General features: G+C 58.1%; 21 protein-coding genes. 8 read left to right on the top strand and 13 right to left on the bottom strand.

Annotated features, from left to right (window positions below; all coding sequences use genetic code 11):
- Nucleotides 1-86: 86 nt before the first annotated feature.
- The 4 genes from BN1800_RS33490 to BN1800_RS33475 form a co-directional block, all read right to left on the bottom strand.
- Nucleotides 87-392, bottom strand: a complete 306-nt coding sequence (locus tag BN1800_RS33490) for a hypothetical protein (protein WP_087004257.1) — start codon at nucleotides 390-392, stop codon at nucleotides 87-89.
- A complete protein-coding gene (locus BN1800_RS33485) occupies nucleotides 376-1,857 on the bottom strand; it encodes a type II and III secretion system protein family protein (RefSeq protein ID WP_087004254.1) in 1,482 nt (493 codons plus the stop codon). Before BN1800_RS33485 ends, BN1800_RS33490 begins: the two co-directional genes overlap by 17 nt.
- A 59-nt stretch (nucleotides 1,858-1,916) precedes the next feature.
- Complete coding sequence (cpaB, locus tag BN1800_RS33480) at nucleotides 1,917-2,828, bottom strand: Flp pilus assembly protein CpaB (protein ID WP_087004199.1); 912 nt, start codon at nucleotides 2,826-2,828, stop codon at nucleotides 1,917-1,919.
- Nucleotides 2,829-2,925: 97 nt separating this feature from the next.
- On the bottom strand, nucleotides 2,926-3,132 hold the full coding sequence (locus tag BN1800_RS33475) for a hypothetical protein (RefSeq protein WP_087004196.1): 207 nt from the start codon (nucleotides 3,130-3,132) through the stop codon (nucleotides 2,926-2,928).
- Nucleotides 3,133-3,396: 264 nt separating this feature from the next.
- On the opposite strand from BN1800_RS33475, the gene BN1800_RS33470 reads away from it, so the two are divergent.
- From BN1800_RS33470 to BN1800_RS33450, 5 genes are all read left to right on the top strand, one after another.
- A complete protein-coding gene (locus tag BN1800_RS33470; RefSeq protein WP_087004193.1) occupies nucleotides 3,397-3,978 on the top strand; it encodes an A24 family peptidase in 582 nt (193 codons plus the stop codon).
- A 1,728-nt stretch (nucleotides 3,979-5,706) separates the two neighbouring features.
- Nucleotides 5,707-6,384 (top strand): sugar transferase, encoded by a 678-nt coding sequence (locus BN1800_RS33465; RefSeq protein ID WP_087004190.1) that lies wholly within the window; start codon nucleotides 5,707-5,709, stop codon nucleotides 6,382-6,384.
- 209 nt (nucleotides 6,385-6,593) lie between these two features.
- Nucleotides 6,594-8,036 (top strand): GMC oxidoreductase, encoded by a 1,443-nt coding sequence (locus BN1800_RS33460; RefSeq protein WP_087004187.1) that lies wholly within the window; start codon nucleotides 6,594-6,596, stop codon nucleotides 8,034-8,036.
- Nucleotides 8,037-8,049: 13 nt separating this feature from the next.
- A complete protein-coding gene (locus BN1800_RS33455) occupies nucleotides 8,050-8,493 on the top strand; it encodes a hypothetical protein (protein WP_087004184.1) in 444 nt (147 codons plus the stop codon).
- A gap of 79 nt (nucleotides 8,494-8,572) precedes the next feature.
- On the top strand, nucleotides 8,573-9,694 hold the full coding sequence (locus BN1800_RS33450) for a glycosyltransferase (protein WP_087004181.1): 1,122 nt from the start codon (nucleotides 8,573-8,575) through the stop codon (nucleotides 9,692-9,694).
- Between the two features lie 37 nt (nucleotides 9,695-9,731).
- On the opposite strand, the gene BN1800_RS33445 is transcribed toward BN1800_RS33450, so the two are convergent.
- Entirely contained in the window at nucleotides 9,732-10,721 is a 990-nt protein-coding gene (locus BN1800_RS33445; protein WP_087004178.1) for a phosphoribosyltransferase family protein, read from the bottom strand.
- 77 nt (nucleotides 10,722-10,798) lie between these two features.
- Complete coding sequence (locus tag BN1800_RS33440; RefSeq protein ID WP_087004175.1) at nucleotides 10,799-12,295, bottom strand: lipopolysaccharide biosynthesis protein; 1,497 nt, start codon at nucleotides 12,293-12,295, stop codon at nucleotides 10,799-10,801.
- A gap of 573 nt (nucleotides 12,296-12,868) precedes the next feature.
- On the opposite strand from BN1800_RS33440, the gene BN1800_RS33435 reads away from it, so the two are divergent.
- A complete protein-coding gene (locus BN1800_RS33435) occupies nucleotides 12,869-14,347 on the top strand; it encodes a thiol-disulfide oxidoreductase (protein ID WP_087004172.1) in 1,479 nt (492 codons plus the stop codon).
- 173 nt (nucleotides 14,348-14,520) lie between these two features.
- On the opposite strand, the gene BN1800_RS33430 is transcribed toward BN1800_RS33435, so the two are convergent.
- The 6 genes from BN1800_RS33430 to BN1800_RS33410 form a co-directional block, all read right to left on the bottom strand.
- Nucleotides 14,521-14,943, bottom strand: a complete 423-nt coding sequence (locus BN1800_RS33430) for a DCC1-like thiol-disulfide oxidoreductase family protein (protein WP_179213963.1) — start codon at nucleotides 14,941-14,943, stop codon at nucleotides 14,521-14,523.
- Nucleotides 14,940-15,116 (bottom strand): hypothetical protein, encoded by a 177-nt coding sequence (locus BN1800_RS41720; protein ID WP_179213962.1) that lies wholly within the window; start codon nucleotides 15,114-15,116, stop codon nucleotides 14,940-14,942. Before BN1800_RS41720 ends, BN1800_RS33430 begins: the two co-directional genes overlap by 4 nt.
- 220 nt (nucleotides 15,117-15,336) lie before the next feature.
- On the bottom strand, nucleotides 15,337-16,377 hold the full coding sequence (locus BN1800_RS33425; protein WP_087004170.1) for an acyltransferase family protein: 1,041 nt from the start codon (nucleotides 16,375-16,377) through the stop codon (nucleotides 15,337-15,339).
- 112 nt (nucleotides 16,378-16,489) lie between these two features.
- Entirely contained in the window at nucleotides 16,490-18,679 is a 2,190-nt protein-coding gene (locus tag BN1800_RS33420) for a GDSL-type esterase/lipase family protein (RefSeq protein ID WP_087004167.1), read from the bottom strand.
- A gap of 476 nt (nucleotides 18,680-19,155) precedes the next feature.
- Nucleotides 19,156-21,150 (bottom strand): glycosyltransferase, encoded by a 1,995-nt coding sequence (locus BN1800_RS33415; protein ID WP_087004164.1) that lies wholly within the window; start codon nucleotides 21,148-21,150, stop codon nucleotides 19,156-19,158.
- The gene (locus BN1800_RS33410) at nucleotides 21,132-22,364 is read right to left on the bottom strand and encodes an HlyD family secretion protein (protein WP_087004161.1); all 1,233 of its coding nucleotides are present in this window, start codon (nucleotides 22,362-22,364) and stop codon (nucleotides 21,132-21,134) included. The genes BN1800_RS33415 and BN1800_RS33410 overlap by 19 nt, the downstream gene beginning before the upstream one ends.
- A gap of 334 nt (nucleotides 22,365-22,698) precedes the next feature.
- Between BN1800_RS33410 and BN1800_RS33405 the strand changes: the two genes are divergently transcribed.
- Both BN1800_RS33405 and BN1800_RS33400 read left to right on the top strand, forming a co-directional pair.
- Nucleotides 22,699-22,965: a type II toxin-antitoxin system ParD family antitoxin gene (locus BN1800_RS33405; RefSeq protein ID WP_087004158.1), complete on the top strand. Its 267-nt coding sequence runs from the start codon at nucleotides 22,699-22,701 to the stop codon at nucleotides 22,963-22,965.
- 3 nt (nucleotides 22,966-22,968) lie between these two features.
- On the top strand, nucleotides 22,969-23,283 hold the full coding sequence (locus BN1800_RS33400) for a type II toxin-antitoxin system RelE/ParE family toxin (RefSeq protein WP_087004155.1): 315 nt from the start codon (nucleotides 22,969-22,971) through the stop codon (nucleotides 23,281-23,283).
- 172 nt (nucleotides 23,284-23,455) lie between these two features.
- Here BN1800_RS33400 and BN1800_RS33395 read toward each other — a convergent pair whose 3' ends face one another.
- The gene (locus BN1800_RS33395; RefSeq protein WP_244564747.1) at nucleotides 23,456-24,358 is read right to left on the bottom strand and encodes a helix-turn-helix domain-containing protein; all 903 of its coding nucleotides are present in this window, start codon (nucleotides 24,356-24,358) and stop codon (nucleotides 23,456-23,458) included.
- Nucleotides 24,359-24,469 lie beyond the last annotated feature (111 nt).

Below are 24,469 nucleotides of genomic sequence, written 5' to 3'. Positions count from 1 at the left end.
ACCCCCATCGCAGCGCTAACGCCGTGACCTCCGTGCCTTGTGCGTCTTTTCCTTCCGGCGTTGCCGCCGTTCATGCCGTTCGATAGTTACTTGCCGACGCCTGCCCCATTGGACGTACCATTGGCCGCCATGGCTGGCACCGGCTGCACGATAGCCGATCCGGCGTTCTGGTACTCGGTGACCACCCTGCGGATCACCTTGCCGTCGCTGGCGATATGGGTTCGCTGCGCTTCCGGCGGGAACGGGTCCTGCGTATGGATGGCCTTGTTGGCTTCCACGGCATTCCCGAGCCCGAAGGTGATCGAGTCTCGATGATTCATGTAGTCGGCGCAGCCGGAAACGAGGCTGGTGACGACAAAGACGAGAAGCACGCGCTTATCTTTTTGCAACAGCAAGTTGGCCTCCCTGATCCAGATCGAGACGATGGCCATAGGGGCCCTTCACACCTTCGCCGTTGCGAAAGCGGCGCAGCATGTCCTTGTCCACTTCCAATATACCGAGCGCGAACAGCTCCGCATCGTTCGATGAACGTGTCTGGTCGAGCGGACTATAGAGGTCCTCGCCTGGCGACGCCGGCCGCACGATATGCGGGGTGACTACGATGACGAGGTCGGATTCCTTTTTCTGGAAACTCGTCGAGCGGAACAGCGCGCCGAGAATCGGTATCTGCCCGAGACCCGGCAATTGCTGGATGTCCTTGGCATTGATCGACTGCAAAAGCCCCGCCATTGCGAAGCTCTGCCCGTCGCGCAGCGCTACCGTGGTGCTGGCAGCGCGCGAGATGAAGCCCGGATTGCCGTTGACGTTGATCGACGTATCGAGCTCGGAGACTTCCGGCTCGATCTGCAGGTTGATGAGGCCGTCATCGAGAACCACCGGCTTGAAAGTCAGCCGCACGCCGAAGGGGCGATAGTCAGTCTCGGTGGCGACGGTCGCGCCGTTGGTCGTCGTCGTCAGGATCGGCACTTCGCCGCCTGCATGGAAGCTGGCGGTCGAGCCGCTCATGGCGATCAGGTTCGGCTGCGCCAATCGGCGCACTACACCCTTCTGCTCGAGCGCGTTGATCACCACGTCGATTTGGCCGCCGGAGATTTCCAGCACTTTGGCGATCAGCTGGCCGAAGGGCTGCATGCCCGTCGCCGCGCCCTTGGGGTCGAGGAGGGTGCGGACGAGGCTGCCGTCGTCCACTCCGATGCCCTGGCTGGTCGTTGCCTTGCCGATGCCGTTGTTGCCCTGCCCGGACCAACCGATCCCGAGGTCGCGGCCCGTCTGGCGCGAGGCTTCGATGATACGGACCTCCAGCATCACCTGCTGGCTGTCGCTGACCCTCAGTTGGTTCAGCACCGGCTGGCTGGAATAGGACTGGGCGATTTCAATCACCCGCTGCAGTTCCACGGCGTCACGTACGGTGCCGGTCAGGCGGATGCGATCGTTGGAGTTGAATACCCTGACCTGAGCCCGGGGCGCGGCGGAGCGGATGGCGAGGGCCGCCTCGCTGAAATCGCTGGCGACGCGGACGTCGATGACGCCGAGCAGTCTCTTGCTGTCGTCATAGACCGAGATATTGGTAGCGCCGACCTGCTTGGCGCGAATGAACAGCGACCGGTCTGACAGCGGCACCACGTCGATCATATCGGCGCTGCCGATGACGAGATCGCCAAACGTCTGGCCGGTATTGAGCGTCAGCGTCTCGTTTGGAGGCAGCGTGACCCGCTGGACCGATCCGCCGAGCGTCACGAACTTTTCCTGTGCGTCGGCGCGCCCGGTAAAGCCTGGCCCCCAGCACACACAGGCCGAAAACACTGCGACCAGTGCCGCAAGGCTCGACCTTGCGATTCCCCTCTTGCCCCTCGACATGCCTGCCTTTACCCCCCATTCGGCCGCCGCGCTCGCGCTGCGGGTATCCCGCATCTATGTCACTGGATCAGGCCGACTCTGTGCTCCTCGCGCTTGGTCGTGTTCCAGACGCCCACAGTCGCCCACTTTGGCTCAATCGGCAATGCCGGTTCGACGTTGCTTTCGACAATCTCAACTTGTTTTTCGCGCTCCGGCGTCTTCGCCAGATCCTTGCCGAGTTCGGTCGCCGTCGGCCCACCGCCGAGATCGGCGACCGTGATCTGCCGGGTCTCTTCGACGGAGGACGAGGCGATGTTGCGAAGCGTCAGCGACAGCGTGCCGATTGTGGCGCCGAGCGTGAGACGCTGCGCCTCGTCGGTCGTCACCTCGAAGGTCACGGTTTTCACGACGGAAGGCTCGTCTTTGCGCTCGTCCGCGGTCTGGTCCACGGCCAACACCTTCACGCCCTGCAGCAGCACGTCGACAAAGGTTTGGTCGTTGCCGGCCGGGTCACGCACGAGCCGTGTCAGAAGCACATCGACGCGATCCGAAGGCCGCACAAAGCCGGCGACCCCGAGCACGTCGTTGACGCGGATGGAAACCGCCTTCATGCCCTGGTCGAGCGCCGCCGACAGCGTGGCCCGCTCGCCGGCTCCGGTGATCTTCGAGGACAGAACCGGCTCGCCCGGATCGATCGCCTCCATGGCATAGCGCGGGTGGGCATCGTCGCCGACTACGGCCTCGATGCTTGCGAACGAGCCTGTGGGCGTTTCGTTTGAGGGCCATGGGATGGCCTTGAGGTTTTCGGGGCGCACCCGGTCGCCGAAGCGCATCGGCTTGGCGGCGACAACCAGCGTTTTTTCCTGCGTCTTGGTGCGGCCCATCGCCAGGAGCCGGGCCTGCTGATCGGCGAGATACTCGCGCATTCCGAAAACTGCTGCTCCTGCGAGCACGAAAGCAATAACGAGACTGAAAATCGTTGAAGAACGCATCACCGCTACTCGCTACACTGGGTGGGATACTTCCAATATGCCTAAATTAGAAGAGAGGCGTTAACAAAACCCCTCTCTTCAGCTCCAAAAACACTACTCAAGGAGTCGCTGTCGGCGCATCGAGGTTTTGAGCTGCGAACCAAGTCGCCCACGATCCCCATGCCGTGTTGAGTTGTCCGCCGATCAAGACAATTGATGCAACAACTCCGCCGACCAGCAAACCAAGCAGAATAAGATATTCAGTCAGTGCCACGCCGTCTTCTTCCCGCGCGAAAGCGCGTACACTATTTACAAGTGCTTTCATCGAGAATTACCTCCAGGTTACTTGGCTCGCCGTCATTCCCCCCGGCACCGCCTCTTGCCGTCGAGACCACCCCTCCGACTACGTATATTAATAATCTGTTAATTCTAATTTAGTCAATTAGTGATATTGCATACGAAGCGTCGTATATAGTTTATGGTTAAGATGCGGCTCGACAAATCGCGCCGCAAAAACTGTTCCATCGCGGGCACGCATCGGCTTTAGAGCTGAATTTGTAGATTATCTTCGCCAATAGAGTTAGGTGGCATGTTACAAATAGTGAGCTTTACTACGTGGCTTTCCGTATTGCTTTTTCTTTATGCCGGGTGGACTGATTTCCGAACGTGGAAAATTCCCAACACACTCGTCCTCGCGCTCGTAACCCTGTATGCGCTGCGCGCCGTGGCCGTGATGCTGGGCTCCGAGGATGTCGGCGCGACGCTGTTTGCCCCTACTGGGATCGGCGGCGATGTCGGTGCCGGCCTGCTGATGTTCGCGCTAGGTGTCGTGCTCTGGTCTTTACGGATGTTCGGCGCCGGTGACGCCAAGCTCTTCCTGCCGATCGGCCTTTTCGTCGGCTGGCACGGCATGCTGCCGTTTTCGATCTTTCTCCTCGTCCTCGGCGTCGCGACGCTGCTGATGCTGCGGCTGCCGGTGCCGCTGCCGTTTAGGCATCTCGCCTTTTTTATGCGCATCGAGGAAATCCGGGCGAGCCGCAAGGTACCGTATGGCGTCGTCATGGTCTTCGCGGCTCTCCTCACACTTGCTGTGCCCTCCGCAGAATCTGCCGCTCCGGCAACGTCCGCTTCCAGGGCACCAGGAGTTCCCGCACTACTGCTTCCGGTGTGATCACCAGCATGAAAGCGAAGAACTAGAGACCATAGCTAACGACTTGAAAATGTTGCCGCCCAGGTGCGTTCACGCACCTCTGTCTTGATCGGTCGAAAAGGGCCGTATCGCTTCGCAACGGGTGGTGGGAAGCGGAAGTTCACGAGCAAATGAGAGGCGTTTTGCCGCTCGCCGAAACCGCTCCATATGGGAAAATCGCCCACCGCAAGAGCCTGCCAGCTTCCCAAAACTCAGGAGCGCGCGTGACGTCCGAGAGGCCCCAAGCCAGCCACCTTCGAAGGGCGGGTTAGCTTCGATATTCTGAGGAGAAGGGGATTGAGGAAATACGTCAATCCAGCTAATCGCAGCACATCTTGCGGACGTAGGTGTTTGCGAACGTCACCATCGAATCCAGATTCGCACCGCAGGCAAGTTGATTGCATCGATGTCAGACGAGGTATGCCAGAACATTTCGTTCCCGCGGAAGCTCACGGCCAGTTCGGCAGGCACCGGCGACGTCGGCCAATCGAGGCATGGCGGAACAAATGGCCGCCATTATCCGTTGCGGTTGCATGACATTGGGACGCAGACAATGGGCTGGGTTGTCAGAGCTACCGATATCTTACGATGCGGTGCCTTCGCTGAGACTGATAAATACACGCGCGTCTCGGCGACCTGGAGGGGAAACGAATGCATGAGCATGCGATAGGATTCTTGGTTGCAGCGGAGCTGTCGGCCATGTTCTGGGCCGGTCTCTTTCTTGTGCTCGGACACGTTTGACACTCGCAATTGCGGCCGGTTCGCCGCCGCCCGCGACAAATCTGCATCGCGCATCAGCCCGCGCGGGCCCCCTGCTAGTTGAGCTCCGACGTGCGAGAACGAAGTCTCGGCATGCTTCGGCATCGCAGACCGGAATAATTTCTAATGTCTGCAATCCGAAATCGATGCTTCACACCGGTGGCATCAACGAGCACAAACTCACCTTGAAATGTCAAACACGCAGATAGAAAAACTGCGCTCAGTCCCCTATCAAGTATAGATACAACAGGCATATGATTAATACTGTTGAGTACTTACGATCAATTTTCTCTTGCAGACGACAGTAAATTTAATGTTTCCACTTGAGGTGCGTAGAGCGAGCCGACGGTGATCAGTGCGACTCATCCGAGCGCTCCGGCATGGAAGCACAGTGCGAGCTTGATCCAATACAGTTATTGAGCGGCTGAGATCTTCGACTTTGGACATGATAGTCTATCTTTCCGGTTGTTCGTACGACGATGGGGCCACCTCGCCGCTTTCCCGCACAGCTTCTCATGCCTCAGCACACTCAACAGCAAAAGCTGCGGGGAAATTCTCGTTTACGTTGGAAGAACATTCTCACTCAATCGGTTTCCAGATCCGCGTCGCTTTTGCGTTTGTTCGCAACCGCGATCGTCGCGTCGTCGTCCCACAATCCCCCTCGACCACTCAAGACTACCTTGGCTCACACCTTGAAAATCAGCGCTGGGATAATCTGAGGCGGCCTTGTACCACCTTGGTTTAATTCATGTTTTTATCCTTCCAGCACCAAATGTTTCGTGTTGTCGGCATTGTGTGTTTCGCTGGATAAGCCTCACCTTCCGTAGGGAAGAATGGATATTCCCGAAATGGAAAATCCTCCCTCGGGCAGCAGAATATTCACGTTTATGTTGCATCGCGGCATATTTTTGTTAAGGTGAGTCTTCCAGTTCGCCACCCTGAGGTTGTGGAATGAAGGATTATGCCTGGTCAAGAAGCCCGAGGCTCCGACGCGCGCAAGTAGTGTCCCGACGCACCGGCAACGGACTCATAAAGCGCGGGCTCGACATCGCGGGAGCCTTGTTGGCACTTGCATTCCTCAGCCCGTTACTGCTGTTGCTTGCCTGCCTCGTCGTGTTTGCTGACGGCGGACCTGTCTTCCAGAGACATCTCCGAATTGGGCGCGGTGGCTGCGTCTTCAACTGCCTGCGGTTCCGCACGACGTTGGAGAAGACGGGCGGCTTAGCGGTCGCGCAATTCCGTCCCGCCGCGCTAGCAGCGGGAGCCAACGGCACAGGGGCTCAGGCGTTCGAATACGATCCGCAGGTCACTCCAGTTGGTGCTCTACTGACGAAGCTCAGCCTCGTCGAAGTGCCGCAGCTCATCAACATTTTGCGCGGGGAGATGAGTATCGTCGGCCCGCGCCCGATCGCGCCGGGCGACCTTATAGTCCCGGGAAACGTAGCGGAATTCTACCTGAAGTCACGGCCCGGTTTGACAGGCCCATGGCGACTGGGTGCGAGCGACGAGGCGCGGCACTCGAACCAGCTGAAGTTTGAGCGGCTCTACGCCGAAAACTGGTCGTTCCTTGGGGACCTGCACATTATTTCCAAGTGTGTCGCTGCCGCCTGTTTGCCGCGTGGCGGCTGAATATCGACGCCGGCTGGCGTGAAGCTTTTGAGAAGTCCGGAACCGAGCGTGTTTCGCACCCTACAAAGGACGTGCCCGAAATGAACCTGGCGCTTGTTCAAGTTGGCCCTGTCGATCCTTGTTTGTCAGGTTTTGCCCTCAAGGACGACGCCGCCGCAGCGCTCGTTAATACAGCATTCCAATCCACTTCTCGAAAAAAAGGCTAGCGAATGGTCCTGGATATCCGTCCTGAAAAGGTTGCAGGAGAGCATTTCGACGTTGTCGTGATCGGTTCCGGCTTCGGCTCGGCATTCTTTCTTCATGGCTTTGCCAAGCACCGCAGAGCCCGGGTTCTACTCCTCGAATGGGGCAGGCACAACACGCACGAGTGGCAGCTTGAACATGGTGCCAATACCGATGTTAAGGACGAGGAAACCTACAAGAGCAATTCGACAAAGCCGTGGAACTATACGATAGGGCTTGGGGGCGGAACGAACTGCTGGTTTGCCCAGACGCCCCGACTGCATCCGAATGATTTCAGGCTGAAAAGCCGTTATGGCATCGGCCAGGATTGGCCGATTAGCTACGAGGATCTCGAGCCTTTCTACTGTGAGGCGGAAATGGTCATGTCGATTTCCGGCGACCCGGACATGGCCTCGGTCATGCCGCGCTCGATGCCCTTCCCGCAGCCGCCGCATCGCATGTCCACACCCGATCGCCTGATGAAGGCGGCCCAGCCCGACCGGCATTTCGTCATGCCGACGGCGCGTGCGCGGATCGCGACGGAACAGCGCCCGCCATGCTGCGCATCGCTTCGATGTTGGCTCTGCCCCGTGGATGCGAAGTTCACCGCGAACAACGGCTTGATGCATGTGTTCGAGCACCCGGACGTCTCTGTTTGCCTCGGCTCGGAGGTGCGCCGGCTGGACCACGCCGCCGGCTCCATTCGCGCCGTGACCTTCCGTCATGGCGGTAAGGAGCACGTGGTCACCGGCGACCTCTTCGTCCTCGGCGCGAATGGAATCCAGAGCGCGGCAATCATGCTCAGATCGGATCTCGGCGGCGAATTCGTGGGGCGTGGCCTGCACGAATCCTATGGCTGGAGCTTCGAAGCCTATCTTGATGACGTCGACAATTTCGACGGCAGCACGATTACCACTGGACTGAACTTCGGCCTCTACGACGGAGCCCATAGATCAGAATATGCGGCGGCATTGGTCTATTTCGAGAATCGATGGCCGCATGGCTTGCGGCCGGAAAAAGGGCGGCTGCGGCAAACCCTGCCGATCATTGTCGTCACGGAAGACCTGCTCGAGCCGGAGAATTTTGTCAGTCTCGACGAGAACGAGAACGCGTACATCACCTACAGGGGACCTGCCGATTATGCGGTTGAAGGGATGGCGCGTGCACGAGAGAAACTGCCCGAGCTACTTGCGCCGCTGCCCGTTGAAAAGATCGCTGACCGCGGTCAACGGCGAACCGAGTCGCATGTGCAAGGCACGCTTCGAATGGGCACGGACCCGAGCAATTCGGTCGCCGATCGAGACATGATCCATCACAAGCTCAGGAATCTGGTTGTCGTTGGCACAAGCACGTTTGCGAGTTGCTCCTGCGCCAATCCCAGCCTGACGGCGGCCGCTCTATCCCTACGAGCGGCAAGCCGAATTGCATGAGAGGAGTGCACGAATGATCAGATTTTCCCGTCGCATGGTGCTCGTCCTGATGGCAAGCGGAGTTGCATCAACCGGTTTCGGTTATGCCGCAGTGCGATCTTTCTCTGATGTGGATTTGGCGCGCGCTACGCTTGAAAAATACCTTGGCGAGTTGAACATCACGGACGATCATCTGCGGGCATTTGTACTGGATTTCCAAAAGAGAAATCCCTGGGACTTCCCCACGGGAAAACTGGCCGACGCGTCAATGCTTCTTGAACGGCTTCGACTGGGCGCCGTCGCGCGCCCGCTTCTGCCCGAGGATGCTGCCCAGCGACTGGAGCGGTTCGAGCGCTGGTTACTGGCTGACTTTCATCTGCTGACCGACTTCGCTTGGCGAAGCGCACCGGACGATCCCGTACAGTACACAGGCTCACAGCATTGCGTGAACCCGTTCGCGAATCTCGAGTCAGCTTAGCGCGGTTTGGGGGGCCGCCCCGCTCTCGCATTGGCCGCTTGGCCTCAAGGACATTTGCAACGCAGCAAGGAGTAGGTCAATGAAAATTCTGTTTGCAGGCGGGAACGGGTACTACCCCGAGTTCAGCGGTGGCGTTCAGTCGAGCACCCACCACCTCGTGAAGCAATTGCGCAAACAAGGTCACGAAGCGGCCGTGCTTGCCTCGCTGTTCGGTGACGGCATTTTCGGCTTCACGGCGCGCGCCAAAATGAAAATCCTGCGCCAGCGCGCAGTGGTTGATCGCTTTCCGGGCTATCCTGTTGTCAGGGCCTGGTTTCCCTGGGAGGCGGCAACCTTCGCAGTGGAGCGGATCAAACCTGATGTTGCGGTCGTGCAGTGCCAGAAATCCGTACCGATCGGAAAGGCCTTGCAGGCCCAGAACGTGCCGCTGGTCGTCTATCTCAGAAACGTCGAATTCCATGAGCTGGCTGGCGATCTTCGCGAACTGCATTCAGCCCTCTATATCGCGAATTCGCAGTTCACAGCGCGAGCGTACAATGAGAAGTTTGGAATCAAGTCGACAGTCATTCCCCCGACGATTGACGCCGGCCTGTACGCTACGCCCACCACGAAAACATACGTTACATTGGTCAATCCCTATAATGAAAAGGGTTTCGAGCTTGCCGTCCGCATTGCAGGGCAATGCCCTGAAATCCCGTTTCTGTTCGTAGAGAGCTGGAAACTTGCCGACGATCACCGGGCGCGAATCGAACAAACGATCAAACCCTTCAAGAACATCCGCCTGGAAAGCCGCACCAGTGACATGAAAACGGTCTATGGGCGCACCAAGATCCTGCTCATGCCGAGTAAATGGGAAGAGGCATGGGGCCGCGTCGCATCGGAGGCCCATTGCAGCGGCATTCCAGTCGTCGGATCGCGGCGTGGAGGATTGCCGGAGGCAATAGGTGAGGGCGGGGTCGTGCTCGACTATGATGCCCCGACAGAGGAGTGGGTCGGCGCAGTCAGACGGCTCTGGAACGACACTGGCGAATACGAACGGCTGTCGTCGGCCGCCAGAAGGTTTTCGCGGCGCCCGGAACTGGATCCGCAGCGGCAGTTCTCGACCTTCCTGGATGTCGTCAACCGGGCGGCCGCTGTTGGCCAAACATCGTACCGGTTTCGGGTTGGATCGGCTGGGAGACCCGGTTGGGATTTCGTTTGATTCACCAACGTGGCGATTTGCGGTATAGGAAAGCCGGTCAGGCCGGCTTCCTGACCCGGCTTTTCAGGGCCTCGTAGCCTCTTTCTCCGAGCACCGTCCGCGCCACCGCCTTTAGCATGGCCTGCCGCCCTTCCGCGGTTCTTGCCTGCTTCAATCGCACCGACAGCCCCTCTGGTGAGACCATCTCTTGCGTCTCAATACACAGCACCGGTTTTCCCGAGAGCTTCGCAATATTCACCGCCTGCTCGTATTCGCTTTCGATGAAGAGCACCGCGTCGGAGGTTCGATAGAATTCGGCCTTGAATTTACCATGGGCGGCCAGCCGCTGCCGCTCCTCCTTGCTTGGCAGGTCAAGCATGATCAGCTTGTTGTATTGAACTCCGTGTGCGGCGAGCCACTCTTCAGTCAAAGACCGGTATTTTTCCAGCCGACTGGTCACGAGATAGGCAATTTTCCGGGTCGGTCCGTGCAAGGGACGTGCCTGCGCCAAGAAGCGCTCATAGGCCGGCCCGTCGTCGTTTTCCGCATCCGTTGGATCAAGGCACAATACACCGTCAATGTCGACGCAACTCTGCTCAAGGAATTTATGATGCATGAAATTCCACTGGAACAGCCGCGGCTGAGGTACGGACTCGAATATGAAGTCCGCCTCCTCGTGATGGTCGAATGAGCCATAGACGGCCGCATATATCAGCAGCTCGGCGGCAGTGCCGGCCGCCGCGATCCTGGCCCTGGCGTCGTTCATAGCGGTGCCGCCGTTGATGCTGTCATCAATGACCAACACTTTGCGCATCTCCGATGTGCTGCGGTCGAGAGCCGCCCGTCGTTTCGTGATCCCTGACGAGAAGGTCTTTCCGGCGATGAAGCTGTCGAGATCGGTCATCGGAATGTTCGCCGTCAGGCTGACGAGATTGGCGGCGAGAATCCCGCTGCGCGGAATGCCAACCACCAGATCAATGTCGCGCGGTAGCCGATGCAGATTCCCGACAATCGTAGCGTTCATATCGGCGATTGATCGATAGTGCATGGATTCAGACCTCTTTCTGCTGTCGGCCTCGGGACGTTATCGATAGTCGGCAAGTGCGGCGAAGGCGGTGTGTGCGCCTACTTTACCTGCCTTCCTACCGGCTTAGTCAACCTTGTTGATAGGAGCGTAAGCCCCTCTCGCAGCGTCTCACGGCCGGACGGAAAAAGCAGTGCCGCGACGATAGCAACCAAATATGAAAGGACGGCGGCCGCTATAATCGCAAGGGTTTCCTGATGCGGCAGGCTCGGCTTGGCAAACCAGACTGCAGCCAGTGCCAGATGAGCACCGAGGACGAATGGGGTTGCCGCCCGCAGCATATCCCCGACCCTCAACGGGCCTTTCCTGCCGACATACATCCACAGGAAAGGGGTTCTCAGATATTCGCTCGCCGCGTAAACGACCGCCACGCCCAGTGCGCCATAAGGTAAACCGATCATGAACGCCAGAGCAGACGTCAGGGCCGTGACGATCCCCCAGCGCATGAAATCGCCGGACCGGCCTTGGCTGATAAACAGCCAGCCCGCCGGATTGTTCAGCGGTTGCAGCAAGCCGGCAAATCCTAGCGCGCGAAAGATATCCGAGCTTTCCCGCCACTGCTCGCCGAGAAAGAAGGGAATAAGGATGTCCGACATTGCCACAGCGGTTGCCACGCCGGGCAGTGCCACAAGCAGCATTAGACGCATCACGCGAAGGTAGGCGCTGCGATATCGGTCGGGCTCGCCGTTCAGCCGTGAAAGGGCAGGAACCATGACCCGCGAAAGCGGGTTGGCGATCTGGCTCAAGGGAAACAGAAGAAGCTTGTAGGCGCGATCATAAAGCCCAAGCTGCGCTTCGCCCCAGTATCTTCCGATCAGGATGTTGTCGAGGTTTCGGGCAAAGAAGTTGGCGAAATTGAAACCGGTAATCCCGGCGCCGAAGTTGAGCAGTTGGCCGACACCGTCGACCTTTCGCGGAAATCCCGGACGCCATCGAGAATTCATCCAGTAGCAAAGTGCCGGCAGAACAGCGCCGGTCAGCGTACCCGCATAGAGCGCCCAGTAGGATCGGTCGATCAGCGTCCATGCGACAGAGACAGCCAAGCCTGCAATTGCGCCTGCGACTTCGATTATGGCGAGGCGGCCGAACGCCATGCGGCGATTGAGCAAGGCGAGGTGTTGGGCCCCGAGGCCATAGGCCAGAATCTGCAACGCCATTGCGGCCACCAGAAGACTGACCCGAGGTTCGCCATAAAAAGCGGCAATCAACGGCGCGATTGCAGCGAGAAGGCAGGCAAGTGCCGCACTGACCGCGACGTTGATCCAAAACAGATAGTTGACTTCATCGTGGCTGATCGAACTCTTCTGAACGGTCGCCTGGGTTAGGCCAAAGTCCTGGAACAGCGCGATGAAGACCAAAACGGGGGAGCACATAGCCACAATGCCGAAATCTTGTGGCGACAGCAGGCGGGAAAGGACAATGACCGAGAGGATCTGGGTCGAAACCTTGACGGCTTGAGCGAGGCCCGTCGCGACAGCGCCGCGTCCGACGGACTTGCGAAGCGAGCCCTCGGGCGGATCGAATGGGCTGGCCTGCAAATTCCTACCCTTATCCCGGTTTTGGTCCAAGAGAGCGGAGTGAGGAATAGTGTGCGGGGTTTTCCACCCACATCCCGCGTCTCAACTCTTTAGAAACATCACTGTGATCGAACGTCCTGCAATAGCGGGATTTCAGTTGCAGCGCAACAAAAAAGCAATTTGCAATGCACCGCACAATGAATGTTGCCGCACAGCATCTCACGTATTAACGTGTCTCTGCAACCGAACCATAGGTGGCAAGACTCCCGCGTCTACTGCGCTTCAGAAACGGTATTTACAGTTTCAGGTTGATTGTTAGACTGCAGGTGTCTCAACTTAGCGGTTGGCCGCTCAAGGCCACAGCTTTCCGGCGACATTTGCCGTCAAGCGGCAAGTCTTCGGATCCGAGGTGCGAAGATGGTCGAACAATGCGGAGGGATATCTATCCAACACGGCGGCCGCGCCGCTCAAACATCGATATCGCACACCAACGACTGCATGACGTTCCCTGAACCGCTTCCGGCTCAAGGGTCGCGCAGGAGCGACGTTTGTCCCCAAAGGGACGCTCAATGGTAACTCAAAGTGGAATTCGTGATGACGGCAAGCGCGATACCTTTCTGGAATCTTGGTCGGAATAAAGCCACCAACGTCAGAGACCTGACTTACACCTATGACGGTCTCACCGCATTCACGCCCTTCTGGGCAATGGCGGCGATCTTCAGTATCGCCGGCGATACCCATGGCCTCATTGGCTACAAGGGCTTCGCCTATATGGCTCTGAGCTGGGCCGTGATTCTGCTCAGTCTCTTGCTTTTCCTTTACCCGCGACGCACCGGGATTTTGTTGGCACTCGTCGCAGTGTCGCTTGCGTTGTACGCCATTCGCCTCCCGGTCGCCTCGAACAACAAGACGATAACCACCGTCATGAACGGCGCTATCCTGCTCAGCGCGGCCGTGCTCTACGTGAAGGCGGGCCGTGGCGGTTCCATAGACCGTGTGGCCCTTTACAACCAGATCCGCGTCGTTGCGCGCGCCCTGCTCGCGGTCATGTACTTCTACGGCATCTTTCACAAGATCAACACGGATTTTCTCGATCCTACCGTCAGTTGCGCCGTGGGGCTCTATGCGCCGCTCGCCCGTCCCTTCGGTCTGGCGGACAACTTGTTCGGCCAATATCTGGCGATTTACGCCACCTTTGTTATCGAGGCGATCGCCATCGTCTCGCTCTATTGGAAGCGCTATTTCGCCGTCGGCTTCATCCTGGCGCTGACCTTCCACTACATCATCCCGATCTCTGGCTATTCCTGGTACATGGATTTCTCCAGCCTGGTTTTTGCGCTTTATGTGCTGAGCATCCCGACGCCTGCCAGCCAGATGCTCTATGGCATCTCGCTGAGCGTCGCCAATGCGCTGCGCGAAAATTTTGGGCGGATCGGAACGCTTGTGCCCGCGGTGGCGCTGGTGCTGGCCGCGGCTGCCGTCGTCATGCTTTTGGCGCTGGCCTTCCCGGAACGCTCCTTCGACATGGCCGTCCACTCCGTCTGGATCCTGACCTGGGCGGTCGTTGGCGGCGCGGCGATGGTCGTACTCACCTACGTGGCGCTAGAGAACTTGCCTTGCGAGGATGTTTCCGCACCCCGCCCGCCGGCTTGGGTTTACGTCGTGCCTGGCCTGTTTTTTGTCTCTTGCCTGTCGCCCTATGTCGGCCTGAAAACCGAGAGCTCCATCAATATGTTCAGCAATCTGCATACGGAGGCTGGCCAGACCAACCACCTGCTCTTTTCCAAGCCGCCATATCTTTTCAACTACCAGAACGATGTCGTGAAGGTCGTCGACTCCTCCGAGCCGCGCTGGGTGCAGCAATCGCAGGCCGGCAATTACCACATCCTGCATGATCTGAAGCGGCAGCTCCGGTGGAACCCGCAAGCTTGGGTGACCTATGTGAAGGATGGCGTCACTGTAACGCGGGCAACGGCAGCGACTCTCGCAGAGGAAATGCCGAATATCCTCGAGCGCAAGCTGCTGCTCTTCAAGCTCGTGGATTTCTCCCGGCCGAAGGTTTGCACGCACTAGATCAGGATGACTTTGGGCCGAATCGGCCCAAAGTCATAAACGCGATCCATTCTGATAGTTTTTAAGCAGGACGCGGCCGGAAAGGCACCCACCGTCGCGTTCCATCCGGTGAAGGCAAATCCGGCTGGCACCGTCAAGCTTTCCGGATCGTGGATCGGGGCAATCGTGTCGGTTCACCAGCCCTTGCCCGGATCGGGGGACTGGTCCAGATCGGCGGGAAGAAGCGACCGGCCGCGCAGTCGCAGCGTCACGCGGCGGCCGAACTTGAGTGCGGGATAGATCAGCTTTGCGGCTGTCCTGTTGGAAAGGATCGCACGGTTGAGCCAACTGAACAGCGACGAAGAGGAACTGAGGATCGCCAAAAGGTTGACGGCTTCGTCGCCATGGTAGACGCGATCTTCGAAGACGAAGAGCATCCCTTCGTTCAGGTCATAGCCCTCGCGTTGGAAGCTCGCAACGCGCGGATCACCGGAACGGGCATCGAGCAGTTCGACCGGCCCCACGGTTTCACGCAATCGCATGAAGCGAACATAGCTCTGGCAAAAGACGCAATCGCCATCATAGACGATGAGCGCCATTTTCGCGGGCGCGGTCATTGGGCCACCGGGTCGATGCCTGGATCCGTGGGCGGCGTCGAGGCGTCGCCCAAGGTGCATTCGCCGTAGAATGTACAGCCGGAAACGACGGGCAAGTTGACAAGCGCATCGAAGACCCCGACCGCCGCCAGACCGACGACGCCAAGTGCGATGAGCTTTTTGTAAACAGGCATGTCTCGAAGCATTCTCATTCGTTCCCTTGCTGGGTTCACGTCATTTGACTTGCTTCATTGACGACCAACGGACACACAGGGACCAAGCGCGACCACAAATTCGTTACCAACGGCCCTAAGCCGCCCGTCGCCAATCTGGTGCGATGCACAATTTCGCTCAAATCTGGTGCGGAATCAAGTAAATTTATCCCCTGCGGTTGTATTTAGGCGACCGCGAAACTCATCTCGCCCGGCCAGCAAGGCTGCGCTTCATATGATCGACGCTAAGCGACAGAGAGCCATGCCCCAGGAACCAGGGGGAGAGGACCGCCGATGACTTCAGGAGGCGATAGAGGAGGTAAGGCAGCCCGACGGACAGGACGGTCAAAGTCACCTCGGATGACACCCCTGAATCGCGCAGCGTGAAATGAACGAACTGGTGGCCGAACATGATGACCAGCGAAGCTCTGCCGAGCTCCGCAACCGGCGCGACCGGAACGTTTGGCGTGGAGACCAAACGAATGACGCTGAGCACGGTGACTGAGATGGCCAAAGCGAGCAGCAGACCGAGGATCGGTGGACCGTATTTGGTGGCTTTCATGGTGACCGCAAAGTCGGCGCCCGCCCAGGCAGCGGCGATTGAGATCCCGAAAACTGCAATCGCGGCCACAGCAATTGCATTCGCGCTAATACGACGTTCTCGCAGGACATGCCCGAACCAGAAGGCGCCGATGGCGAGCGGGACATTGGTCAGCGCGAGAGGTGAGCGCACATCCGGCCAATAGGCCTGGATGACATAGGCGAGGACGACGGAACCGGCCACGAAGATCAGCATGGCTGGGTCGGTCGGCCCGGCGGTTCTGAGCGCAACCTCGTTGTAGAGAATCTGGGTCGCAAAGAGACAGGTCACGAACCAGAAAACGCCGAGTTCGCGGGTCAGGTACCTCCCACCCCAAATCGCGTTCGTCATGAGTTCCCTGATTTGCCATGGCGCCGGTACTTCACCTCGAAAGAGATCGACGAGCAGCAAGCCCGCGATGACAAGGCCAAGAAAGGCCACGTAGGGGATCAAGAGGCCCCTCACCCGCTTCGAAAGCAGAACCTTTCGATCGGACACCGTGAAGAGATAGCCGGAGATAACGAAGAAAAACGGCATATAGAAGAGGGCGATCGCAAAATAGACCCCTGGTGCCCATTGCCATTTGCTGTGGGTGAGAACGTGGGCGAGGACGACGAGGACGATGCCCACGCCTTTGGCGACGTCGAGCCAAGTCTGGCGCATTGTTAGCCTCCAGTGGCCCGATCGACCAGCCCAATCGATCGGCTCTTTCAAGAACCATTGTGCACAGCAAAAGATCGATGACAACCCCCAATTGTTGATCGTACGGGCATGTTTACACGAACAGAAAATCGCCCACCGAAAGGTTCGACGAAATCACAGCTTTCAACAACAGCGAGTCGCTGTCGGAGAGGACCACGAGCGTATCGTCTTCGAGCTGGCGCAGTTCCTCATAGGCAAGGTATCCGGAAATCTCCACGAGATCGTCGCCCGCTGTGTTGAAATCCGTGATTGCATCGCGACCGTCGCTGGCACTGAAGACGAAGATGTCGCCACCCGTCCCGCCCGTCAGGATATCGCTGCCAATGCCGCCCACCAGGCGGTCGTTACCGCCGCGCCCGTCCAGCATGTCGTTGCCGCCGCGGCCCTCGAGCCTATTGGCGCCGCTGTTACCGGTGATCGTGTTGGCCAACGCATTGCCCTGGCCATTGAGATTGGCAGACGACCTCAAAAACAAGCTTTCAATATTGTCGGTCAGTGTCCGGTTCACATAGGCGTGGGTTTCGTCAATCCCGCCGTCCGGCTCTTCGATGGTCTGGTCGTCGATGTTCTCGACGTAATAGCCGTCATTGCCGGTGCCACCGACAAGCGTATCGGCTCCCGCTTTTCCTTCCATGACGTCGGTTCCACCCATTCCGTCGATGTGGTCAGCACCGCTGCTCCCCTTGAGTGTATTGTCTCCGGAATCTCCGACGATCGCCCCGGGCGGAAGTTGATCGGCATCGGCGGGTGAGACCCAGATGAAGTCCTGAGCGCTCATGAAGGTGCTGTCCACCCCTTTCAGAAGCAGCGTGTCACTGCTGGAAAAGACGACCAGCGTATCGGCGCCTACCTGGCGGAGCTCGCTGTAGCTTTGATAACCGGCAATCTCCAGGGTATCGTTGCCGGAAAGGTCAAAATCGGTGATGACGTCGTGGCCGTCGCCGATGGCGTAGACGAACCTATCGTCGCCGGCCCCACCCGTCAGGATGTCGTTGGCGGCGCCGCCGATGATCCGGTCGGCTCCGCCACGACCGTCGAGGGTGTCGCCGCCGCCGAGCCCCTCGATCCTGTTCGCGCCGCTATTGCCGATGATCCTATTGGCGCTGGCATTGCCGGCACCTGCCAGGTTGGCAGCCGACCTCAGGAACAGGTTTTCGACATGATCGGCAAGCGTCCAGTTGAGGTAGGCGTGCACTTCATCGGCACCACCGCCAGCCTCTTCAGTCGTCTTGTCTCCGGAATTGTCAACATAGTAGACATCGTCGCCCGCCCCGCCGATCAGCGTGTCGGCGCCTGTTCCACCGATCAGCACGTCGCCGCCGCCCCGCCCCTGAAGCAGGTCATCCCCGCCGAGGCCGTCCAAGGTGTTGGCTCCGCCGTCACCGCTCAGCTGGTCGACAAAGGAAGAGCCGGTGAGGTTCTCTATGCTGATGAAGCTATCGCGATCGGTTCCGATGCCCGTCTCGCTCAAGCCGAAATGCTGCTCCAGCGCGTCCAGCCAGTACGAAGCAATTTTCTCGTAGCCTCCGGCCGTCGGGTGCAATCCGCTATCTTGCGGCGGCGCCGTTATGTCATCGGGCGTCAGGCCGCGCATATCGACGAAAACCACCTTGCGCCCCTGTGCGGCCAGTTCTTCGATGAGCTCAGGCATTGCGTCGTTATAAGCGTCGACCCGGTCGGCCCGCTCCTGCGACTGCTGGCCGACGCGAACCGGAGGCAAGGAACCGACGAAGACCGTCGAGCTGGAGTTTTGAGACGTAAGGCTGAGCAACAGATCGCGCAGATCCTGTAGCATCGTCTGCACGCTGTCGGTCGAGCTGTCATTGGTGCCGGCGATCAGCAGCACGGCATCCGGCCGGGTCGCTGCCAGGACGCTTGCATCGATGCTATTCAACTGGTTGAGCGTCCAATTGCGATGTCCTTCGTGATCACGGTCTTCCATATCAGCGGGACCGTTGGACAGCGAACCGACGAGGTCGATCTGGACGTTGAGGGCATGCAGTCGATCTAGCATGAATTTGCGATATCCACCGCTCTCGGTATTGGTGGTGCTGCCGATCACGCCGTAAGTGATGGAATCGCCAAAAGGCAATATCGCGAGCAATTTATAGGCGTGCCCGGATTCGAGATCGGCAATGACCCCGTGCGAGGACCGGCTGTAGCTTGCGGTGTCCACTCCCCCGCCGCCATCGAACGTGTTCCGCCCATTATCGTCATAGAACACATCGGGGCCAGAACCCCCGACAATCGCGCTTTCTGCCATGGGTATCTCCTCTCAAGCAGCGCAGCCTGAAACTTCAGTGTGGCAAAGTCCTACGAGGTGCCGGGAAGCAGTTCAGGCCGGCTTCCGGCTCTGCACTTCAACGCGTTGCGGCCTTGTTCGCCGAGCGTTGCCCGGCCGATCAATTCAGCATTGTACGCCGCCTACTGGCGGCCTTTTGCTAGTCGTATAAGGAAATATGAATACAGCTTATCAGAGAATTTTTACGTTGCAAGATAAAATCATGAGGCGAAATAATCACATTTTCAGCGCTGGAGTGGGCGCGCATAAATAGCGCGGCGTCGGGCATTTTCCGATCTAGTTGCATATTGCAGCGCCAGGTTCGGTAAGAGGGATAGCGATCCCCTCGCACGCATCGGGTAGGCCGGAGTCTTCGGTTCCTTGGATTTTTCAAGTAACCGATATCGGGTCCACCGACTGTCACCGCTCTTGACGAGGCGAGCCGAGAAACATCACCCTCAAAGCGTCCGGGTTCGACCGAATGTCCGAAGCAGTAGGTTGATCGAGACAGCGACTTTGTCAATGTCACGAACGTCCTGGGAGTAACGCCCGGTATAAAGCTTGACGATCATCTTATCGCGGGCCGACCCGCTAAGATCGAAATGGAGGTGCAGGTAGAAGGCCTCCTTGTCGCCAGGGCGAGCAACGCTCCTTCGTCTTTGAGTGACCATCCTTAGTTCCGTTTTGAAGGGTGAAAAACCCTCGAGCGACAGCGTGACATCGGCAGATGCAAAGCGCGTCTTTGTCGGCACGGCAACGACTGCCTTGTCGAGCGCCAGACTGACCATGCGGCCGGGAACGCCGTCGACGTGAACCTCTTCATCAAGTTTGAACGCATTGAAGAGCCGTCGCGGTTTTTCGAAGCAGATCAAGGACGCGATTGCGAGAACGACAATGTTGATGCCCGACCAACAAGCCGCAATCGGCGAGAATTGCGCCTCGACATGGGAGGTCTCAGGCACAATATTGATGACAAGACCGATGGCCGTCGCCAAGATCAACACTGCTATCCAGGCAAAGCTGTATCCATCAAATCCGATCGCCTCGTTGCCGCTGCCCTTCGGGGTCACCCTGAACGGTTTGCCGAAGGGACGCACCACACTGGAAATAACGGTTGGCAACATCCGAAACGTCGCAAAGGCTCCGACGGCACTCGATACGACGGGCAAATACCGCGTCGGTGTTATCCAGAGCATCAAGAGGAAATAGGCCGTCAGCAACGGCACCTGATTGGAGATATAATCCGCAGCGTTGGTGAAGTAGAGCGGCAGCAAGCCCAACCAGAGATATATGATCGGGATGATCAATATCGTAAAGCGCACCAGATACTGCACCAACCACGACAGCGGAAGGAACATGATGCGTTGAAAAAGCGAGAGACCAGGGCCGCGTAGTGGGCCGTTGTGAAGATAGAGTGTTTGAATTCCCCCCCGACACCAGCGCTCGCGCTGTACGAAATAGCCAGTCAAATTCTCAGCGGCCAATCCCATCGACAGGCGCTCATTCAGGTAACGGGTCTTGTAACCCTTGTTGAGCATGGAAAGGGTGGTCAACAAATCCTCTGTGATGGATTCCGTCGGAAAACCCCCAATCGCATCGATCGCCTTGCGTCGCGCGATCGAGCATGACCCACAGCAGAAACTGACGTCCCAGATATCTCGGCTCGGTGCAATTTCGTCAAAAAACAAACGCTGCTCGTCCGGCCAGATATTTTCGAGACCGAGATTTGTCTGCACCGGATCGGCATTGAAGAAATGCTGCGGCGTTTGAACGATGCCGATGGTTGCATCGGAAAAGAAGGGAAGCGTGCGGCGCAGGAAGTGATGATAGGGCACGAAGTCAGCATCGAATATCGCGATGAAGTCGCCGGAGCTGACCTTCAGACCGTTGTTCATGTTTCCGGCTTTGGCATGGCTGTTGTCGGGCCGTGTGACGTGGATTGCTCCCCTCTCCTTGCAATACGCCTTAAGCCAATCACGACGCTGATCGTCGAGCACGTAGACTTTCAGCTTGTGTTGCGGATAATCGAGCGCAAGCGCCCCTATAATCGTCCTTTCCAGGACGTCGAGCGGCTCGTTGTAGGTAGGAATGAACACATCCACCGTGGGTAATTGTTCCTCGTCACCTCTAAAGAAGTCTCGCGCGAGCCTGTCCGCTTCTGCGCTCCGGTCCACGTATCGACTCATCAAGACCAGGAAGAGGACGACTTCGAAGAACGCGAGAATTTCTACGATGAACAGAAACCAGACCCAGTAGAAGTTGGGGCCATCGTTGGGATAAGGAAGTACCGTCTCGAATAACCGCCAGAGTATATAGCGCAATGCAATGGCGCCAACGACAGCGCATGTGATTGCGCGGGTCCAGCTATGGTTACGCGACCAGTTGAAAGGCCCAAGCAAAAAGAACGCCAAGACCAAAAACGTCGGCGCCAGTGCTATGAGATACTGAACCACAGGCCTTCCACCCAGTTCCATATGCGGATGTTAGGTTTGGGCAGGCGCACCTGAACAGAACGCCCCACCTGGCAAAAGTTCGCAAAATCCGTATTGAGAGCGGAAGGAGTCATGCCCACGCGGATTCGATCGTTGCGTTTGGCTGTTTCGGGCTGATTTGCTGCCAGCGTATCCTTCTCGGCGACCGCGGCGCTGCCTCTTACCGACAGGACCACGCCTTTGAAGACGTCGCCAGCGCCTAACAAGCGCACCTCTGCAGCAAGGCCAGGATAAATCTCTTGGTAATCGACCTCCGGAACCAGGATATCGACGAAAAGATCGCTGCAGTCGAGGATACGCATCAGCTCGTTATTGAGAATGACGTTCGAGCCGTTGACGACGTTGCTACTCCATACGACTCCATCGAAAGGCGATGGAACTGATGCCGAAGTGAGACTGCGGACGCGGTTTTCCTCCTCAATCAGCTGCTTTTGCACCTGTGCGGCCCGTGTTTCGTTTTCGGCGATGCGCGTGTTGAGATCGTTGATACGAACAATCACCTCATCCTGCCGCTGGCGGGAATAGGGCACATCGTTCTGGCCGTCACCGAGAACGAAAACTCCTTGGCGAACCGCCTCCAGCTTTTGTTCGAGCTGGGCAACGGTCAAGCCACTGATTTCGAGTTCGCCCCCCGCGGCTTCCCAGGCCGCTCGGGCGGACTCGACCATCTTGGTCGAGAGGATACCCTTCGCTTCGAGCGCCAGCCGCCGGTCAAAGTCGACTTGCGCGACATTGTCCTGCGCCTTGGAAACCTTGACCCGCTTGTTTAGAATCTCAACTTCTCGCTCCAGGTCGGCAATGGTTGTCCGCGTAAAGACTTCCATGCGTGCAGCCAGCTGATCACGAAGCCGTACGAGCTCATCGCGTTCCCGCTTCAGCGCCGCAGCATGTTCGACGGCTGTCATGTGGTCGGCCTGCAGCGAAGTCAGTATTGCGCGGTTCACGCGGGCATTGCGAATTAAGGCGAGCGGCTCTCCTGCCAACACGCGCGCACCAACTTTGGGGAGCGTTTCTGCGACCTCACCATCGATCGGAGCGTTCACGATCGCAAATCGCGCATTCACCGTACCATCGAGGCTTGTGAAGCCAGTGAGGCTGGGCAGCATAAGAACGATCACAAGCGCAAGCAGTGATACGCCGACCAGAATACGGGTGATGCGGTGATTCCAAATCATTAGCGTTTCCGAAAATTATCAACTGCAAGGCATTCATGGCGGGGTTAAGGCGATGCGAATGCAACCCAGTCTTGTGGTGATCTAGGCTCGTCGGAGCCACCGGCAAGGGGAGGATCTGGCTGCGCGCAATACGTGCAGTAAAATGTTGGATGTGGCTACCTTTGGACGAGCTGTCTTCTATGGCCGGGGGCTACCTTCGACCCGACAGACGCGAAGACATGGCCGACCTACCAGCAAAACTACAATGCGGCCGGCGCCGTGTCAGTCCAACATTGACATCTATTGCCATATAGGAACCCCTGTCCCATACTGGGCAGCAACGAAAGGGAAGCCCATGCCGAACGTCGCACTCGGAAATCACTATGAGGAATTTGTCAAGAAGCAGCTGGAATCCGGCCGCTACAACAACGCCAGCGAGGTCGTCCGCGCCGGCCTGCGGCTGCTGGAGGATCGCGAGGCGGCCCGCGAACGCTGGCTCAACGAGGAGATCCCGGCGCGCTATGACGACCTGGCGAATAACCCTGCCCTTGGCATCCCAGCCGAAACCGTTCGCGCCCATTTCGAGGCGAAGCGCCGGAACGATGCGGCGAAAGCCAAGTAGGGCATGGCTTATCGCGTCATCTATCATCCGAAGACGGAAGCCGAACTCGACAAACTCTATGCTGACATCGCAGTGGAAGCCGGGACCCGTATCGCCGGCGACTTCGTTGAGGGTGTGATCACCTTCATCGAAGCTCTGGGGACGTTTCCGGAGCGGGGCACGGTGCGGAATAGCCGGATCCCGGGGCTGCGGATTATCGGCTACCGGCGAAGCGTCAGCGTGGCATTTTCGGTCCGGGGCGATGACGTCGTCATTTTAGGTGTGTTCGCGCGTGGCCGCGACATCAACGACGAGATACTTGAAGAGCGGAACCGATAATCGGCTTAAATAATGCCGCAACCGCCAGAGCTAGCTGACGGCAGAAAACAGGAGGTCGACGTGGTTCGGCCTTTTGACAATGAGGCCTTCGACCCCCACCTGAGTACCCTAGACGACGAGGAACTGTTCAAGTTCACGCGCGAGCTGCAGAAACCGGCTCCTATGCAACATTTCAATGTCGGGTTTCAGCCATCATGCTTGCGATGAGATTGATCGCATCCTCGCCCTTCAGTGCGCTCTCCCACATCCTCCGGGCAATTTCCTCGTGCAGTTTCACGCCTTCGAGCGATGCCGTGATGATCCCGACCCCGACCCTGACGTTTGGTTGCTCTCCAAGGCGAAACGGACTGATCGCAAGGACAGAGCGCCCCCCCTGCCTAAAGATCTGAAAATTCGTTGCCGGAACAAGGCCGGGCACAACCGCTATCTGAACGCCGATCGACGGCTTTTTGACGAGCTCGATGATGTGTTTTACCTCGGATCTGGCCATGGACTGTCGATTTCGCCGGTCCGAAGCTGAGAGATCATCGCGCCCAATCAGCCCATTCGACAGAAACCGCCGCAGCTCGGAGGCTGCGATCAGGTTGACCAGGAGGGGGCGACGGCGTTGATAGGCTTCCTTACGCTGCCGGAGGACAGAAAGAAGCCTGTCGATAGCAGTCGTGGTCTCGTCGTCCTTGGACCTTAGGTCATCCATCGCAAGCGCGAGCATCTCGTCATATGCGGGTGAGGTTAGGAGATACGAAAGAGGACCGAAGAAGCCGATGATCTGCTCGCTCTCGGCCTCAATCTGACGCATTCGCTCAAAAAAACCCAAGGCGGTATCGACATATTCGATACCGACTCCCAGGAGATTGGGAAGAGAGACGTCCAGCACGCGGCTGATGCGAACGAGGGTTTCAATCTTGAGGATCTCACCTTTTTCCGCCCGGTAAAGTGCGGCACGGGAAAGGCCGAGCTTGTCGGCCAGCGTTTCAGGAGACAGACCGTGCCCCACGCGATACGCGTTCAGCCGTTGGCCGATATCCTTCAGTATGTTGGTCTCCTCCGCCGGCATCGCTCGCTTTTCCGACATGCGCGATTCTCCCCACTCGAGACGACGATACTTCATTTTATAGACGCTGTCTAAATTTTATAGACAGCGTCTAAATATTGAGATAATCGTTCTGCAACATCGAAAAAAGGG

It is taken from the genome of Rhizobium sullae (assembly GCF_900169785.1).
GTDB classification, from domain to species: domain Bacteria; phylum Pseudomonadota; class Alphaproteobacteria; order Rhizobiales; family Rhizobiaceae; genus Rhizobium; species Rhizobium sullae.
Note: the sequence above shows the minus strand (reverse complement) of the source record. Positions and strands in the feature narration are given on the sequence as shown.

Excerpts from the sequence above, each read along its gene's own strand:
- BN1800_RS33430 (WP_179213963.1), bottom strand. The coding sequence starts at position 14,943 with ATGACCGCGCCCGCGAAAATGGCGCTCATCGTCTATGATGGCGATTGC.
- BN1800_RS33445 (WP_087004178.1), bottom strand. The coding sequence starts at position 10,721 with ATGCACTATCGATCAATCGCCGATATGAACGCTACGATTGTCGGGAAT.
- BN1800_RS33475 (WP_087004196.1), bottom strand. The coding sequence starts at position 3,132 with ATGAAAGCACTTGTAAATAGTGTACGCGCTTTCGCGCGGGAAGAAGAC.
- BN1800_RS33400 (WP_087004155.1), top strand. The coding sequence starts at position 22,969 with ATGGCTTATCGCGTCATCTATCATCCGAAGACGGAAGCCGAACTCGAC.
- BN1800_RS41720 (WP_179213962.1), bottom strand. The coding sequence starts at position 15,116 with ATGCCTGTTTACAAAAAGCTCATCGCACTTGGCGTCGTCGGTCTGGCG.
- BN1800_RS33455 (WP_087004184.1), top strand. The coding sequence starts at position 8,050 with ATGATCAGATTTTCCCGTCGCATGGTGCTCGTCCTGATGGCAAGCGGA.
- BN1800_RS33450 (WP_087004181.1), top strand. The coding sequence starts at position 8,573 with ATGAAAATTCTGTTTGCAGGCGGGAACGGGTACTACCCCGAGTTCAGC.
- BN1800_RS33435 (WP_087004172.1), top strand. The coding sequence starts at position 12,869 with ATGACGGCAAGCGCGATACCTTTCTGGAATCTTGGTCGGAATAAAGCC.
- BN1800_RS33465 (WP_087004190.1), top strand. The coding sequence starts at position 5,707 with ATGAAGGATTATGCCTGGTCAAGAAGCCCGAGGCTCCGACGCGCGCAA.
- BN1800_RS33470 (WP_087004193.1), top strand. The coding sequence starts at position 3,397 with ATGTTACAAATAGTGAGCTTTACTACGTGGCTTTCCGTATTGCTTTTT.
- BN1800_RS33425 (WP_087004170.1), bottom strand. The coding sequence starts at position 16,377 with ATGCGCCAGACTTGGCTCGACGTCGCCAAAGGCGTGGGCATCGTCCTC.
- cpaB (WP_087004199.1), bottom strand. The coding sequence starts at position 2,828 with ATGCGTTCTTCAACGATTTTCAGTCTCGTTATTGCTTTCGTGCTCGCA.
- BN1800_RS33460 (WP_087004187.1), top strand. The coding sequence starts at position 6,594 with ATGGTCCTGGATATCCGTCCTGAAAAGGTTGCAGGAGAGCATTTCGAC.
- BN1800_RS33410 (WP_087004161.1), bottom strand. The coding sequence starts at position 22,364 with ATGATTTGGAATCACCGCATCACCCGTATTCTGGTCGGCGTATCACTG.
- BN1800_RS33395 (WP_244564747.1), bottom strand. The coding sequence starts at position 24,358 with ATGTCGGAAAAGCGAGCGATGCCGGCGGAGGAGACCAACATACTGAAG.
- BN1800_RS33485 (WP_087004254.1), bottom strand. The coding sequence starts at position 1,857 with ATGTCGAGGGGCAAGAGGGGAATCGCAAGGTCGAGCCTTGCGGCACTG.
- BN1800_RS33420 (WP_087004167.1), bottom strand. The coding sequence starts at position 18,679 with ATGGCAGAAAGCGCGATTGTCGGGGGTTCTGGCCCCGATGTGTTCTAT.
- BN1800_RS33405 (WP_087004158.1), top strand. The coding sequence starts at position 22,699 with ATGCCGAACGTCGCACTCGGAAATCACTATGAGGAATTTGTCAAGAAG.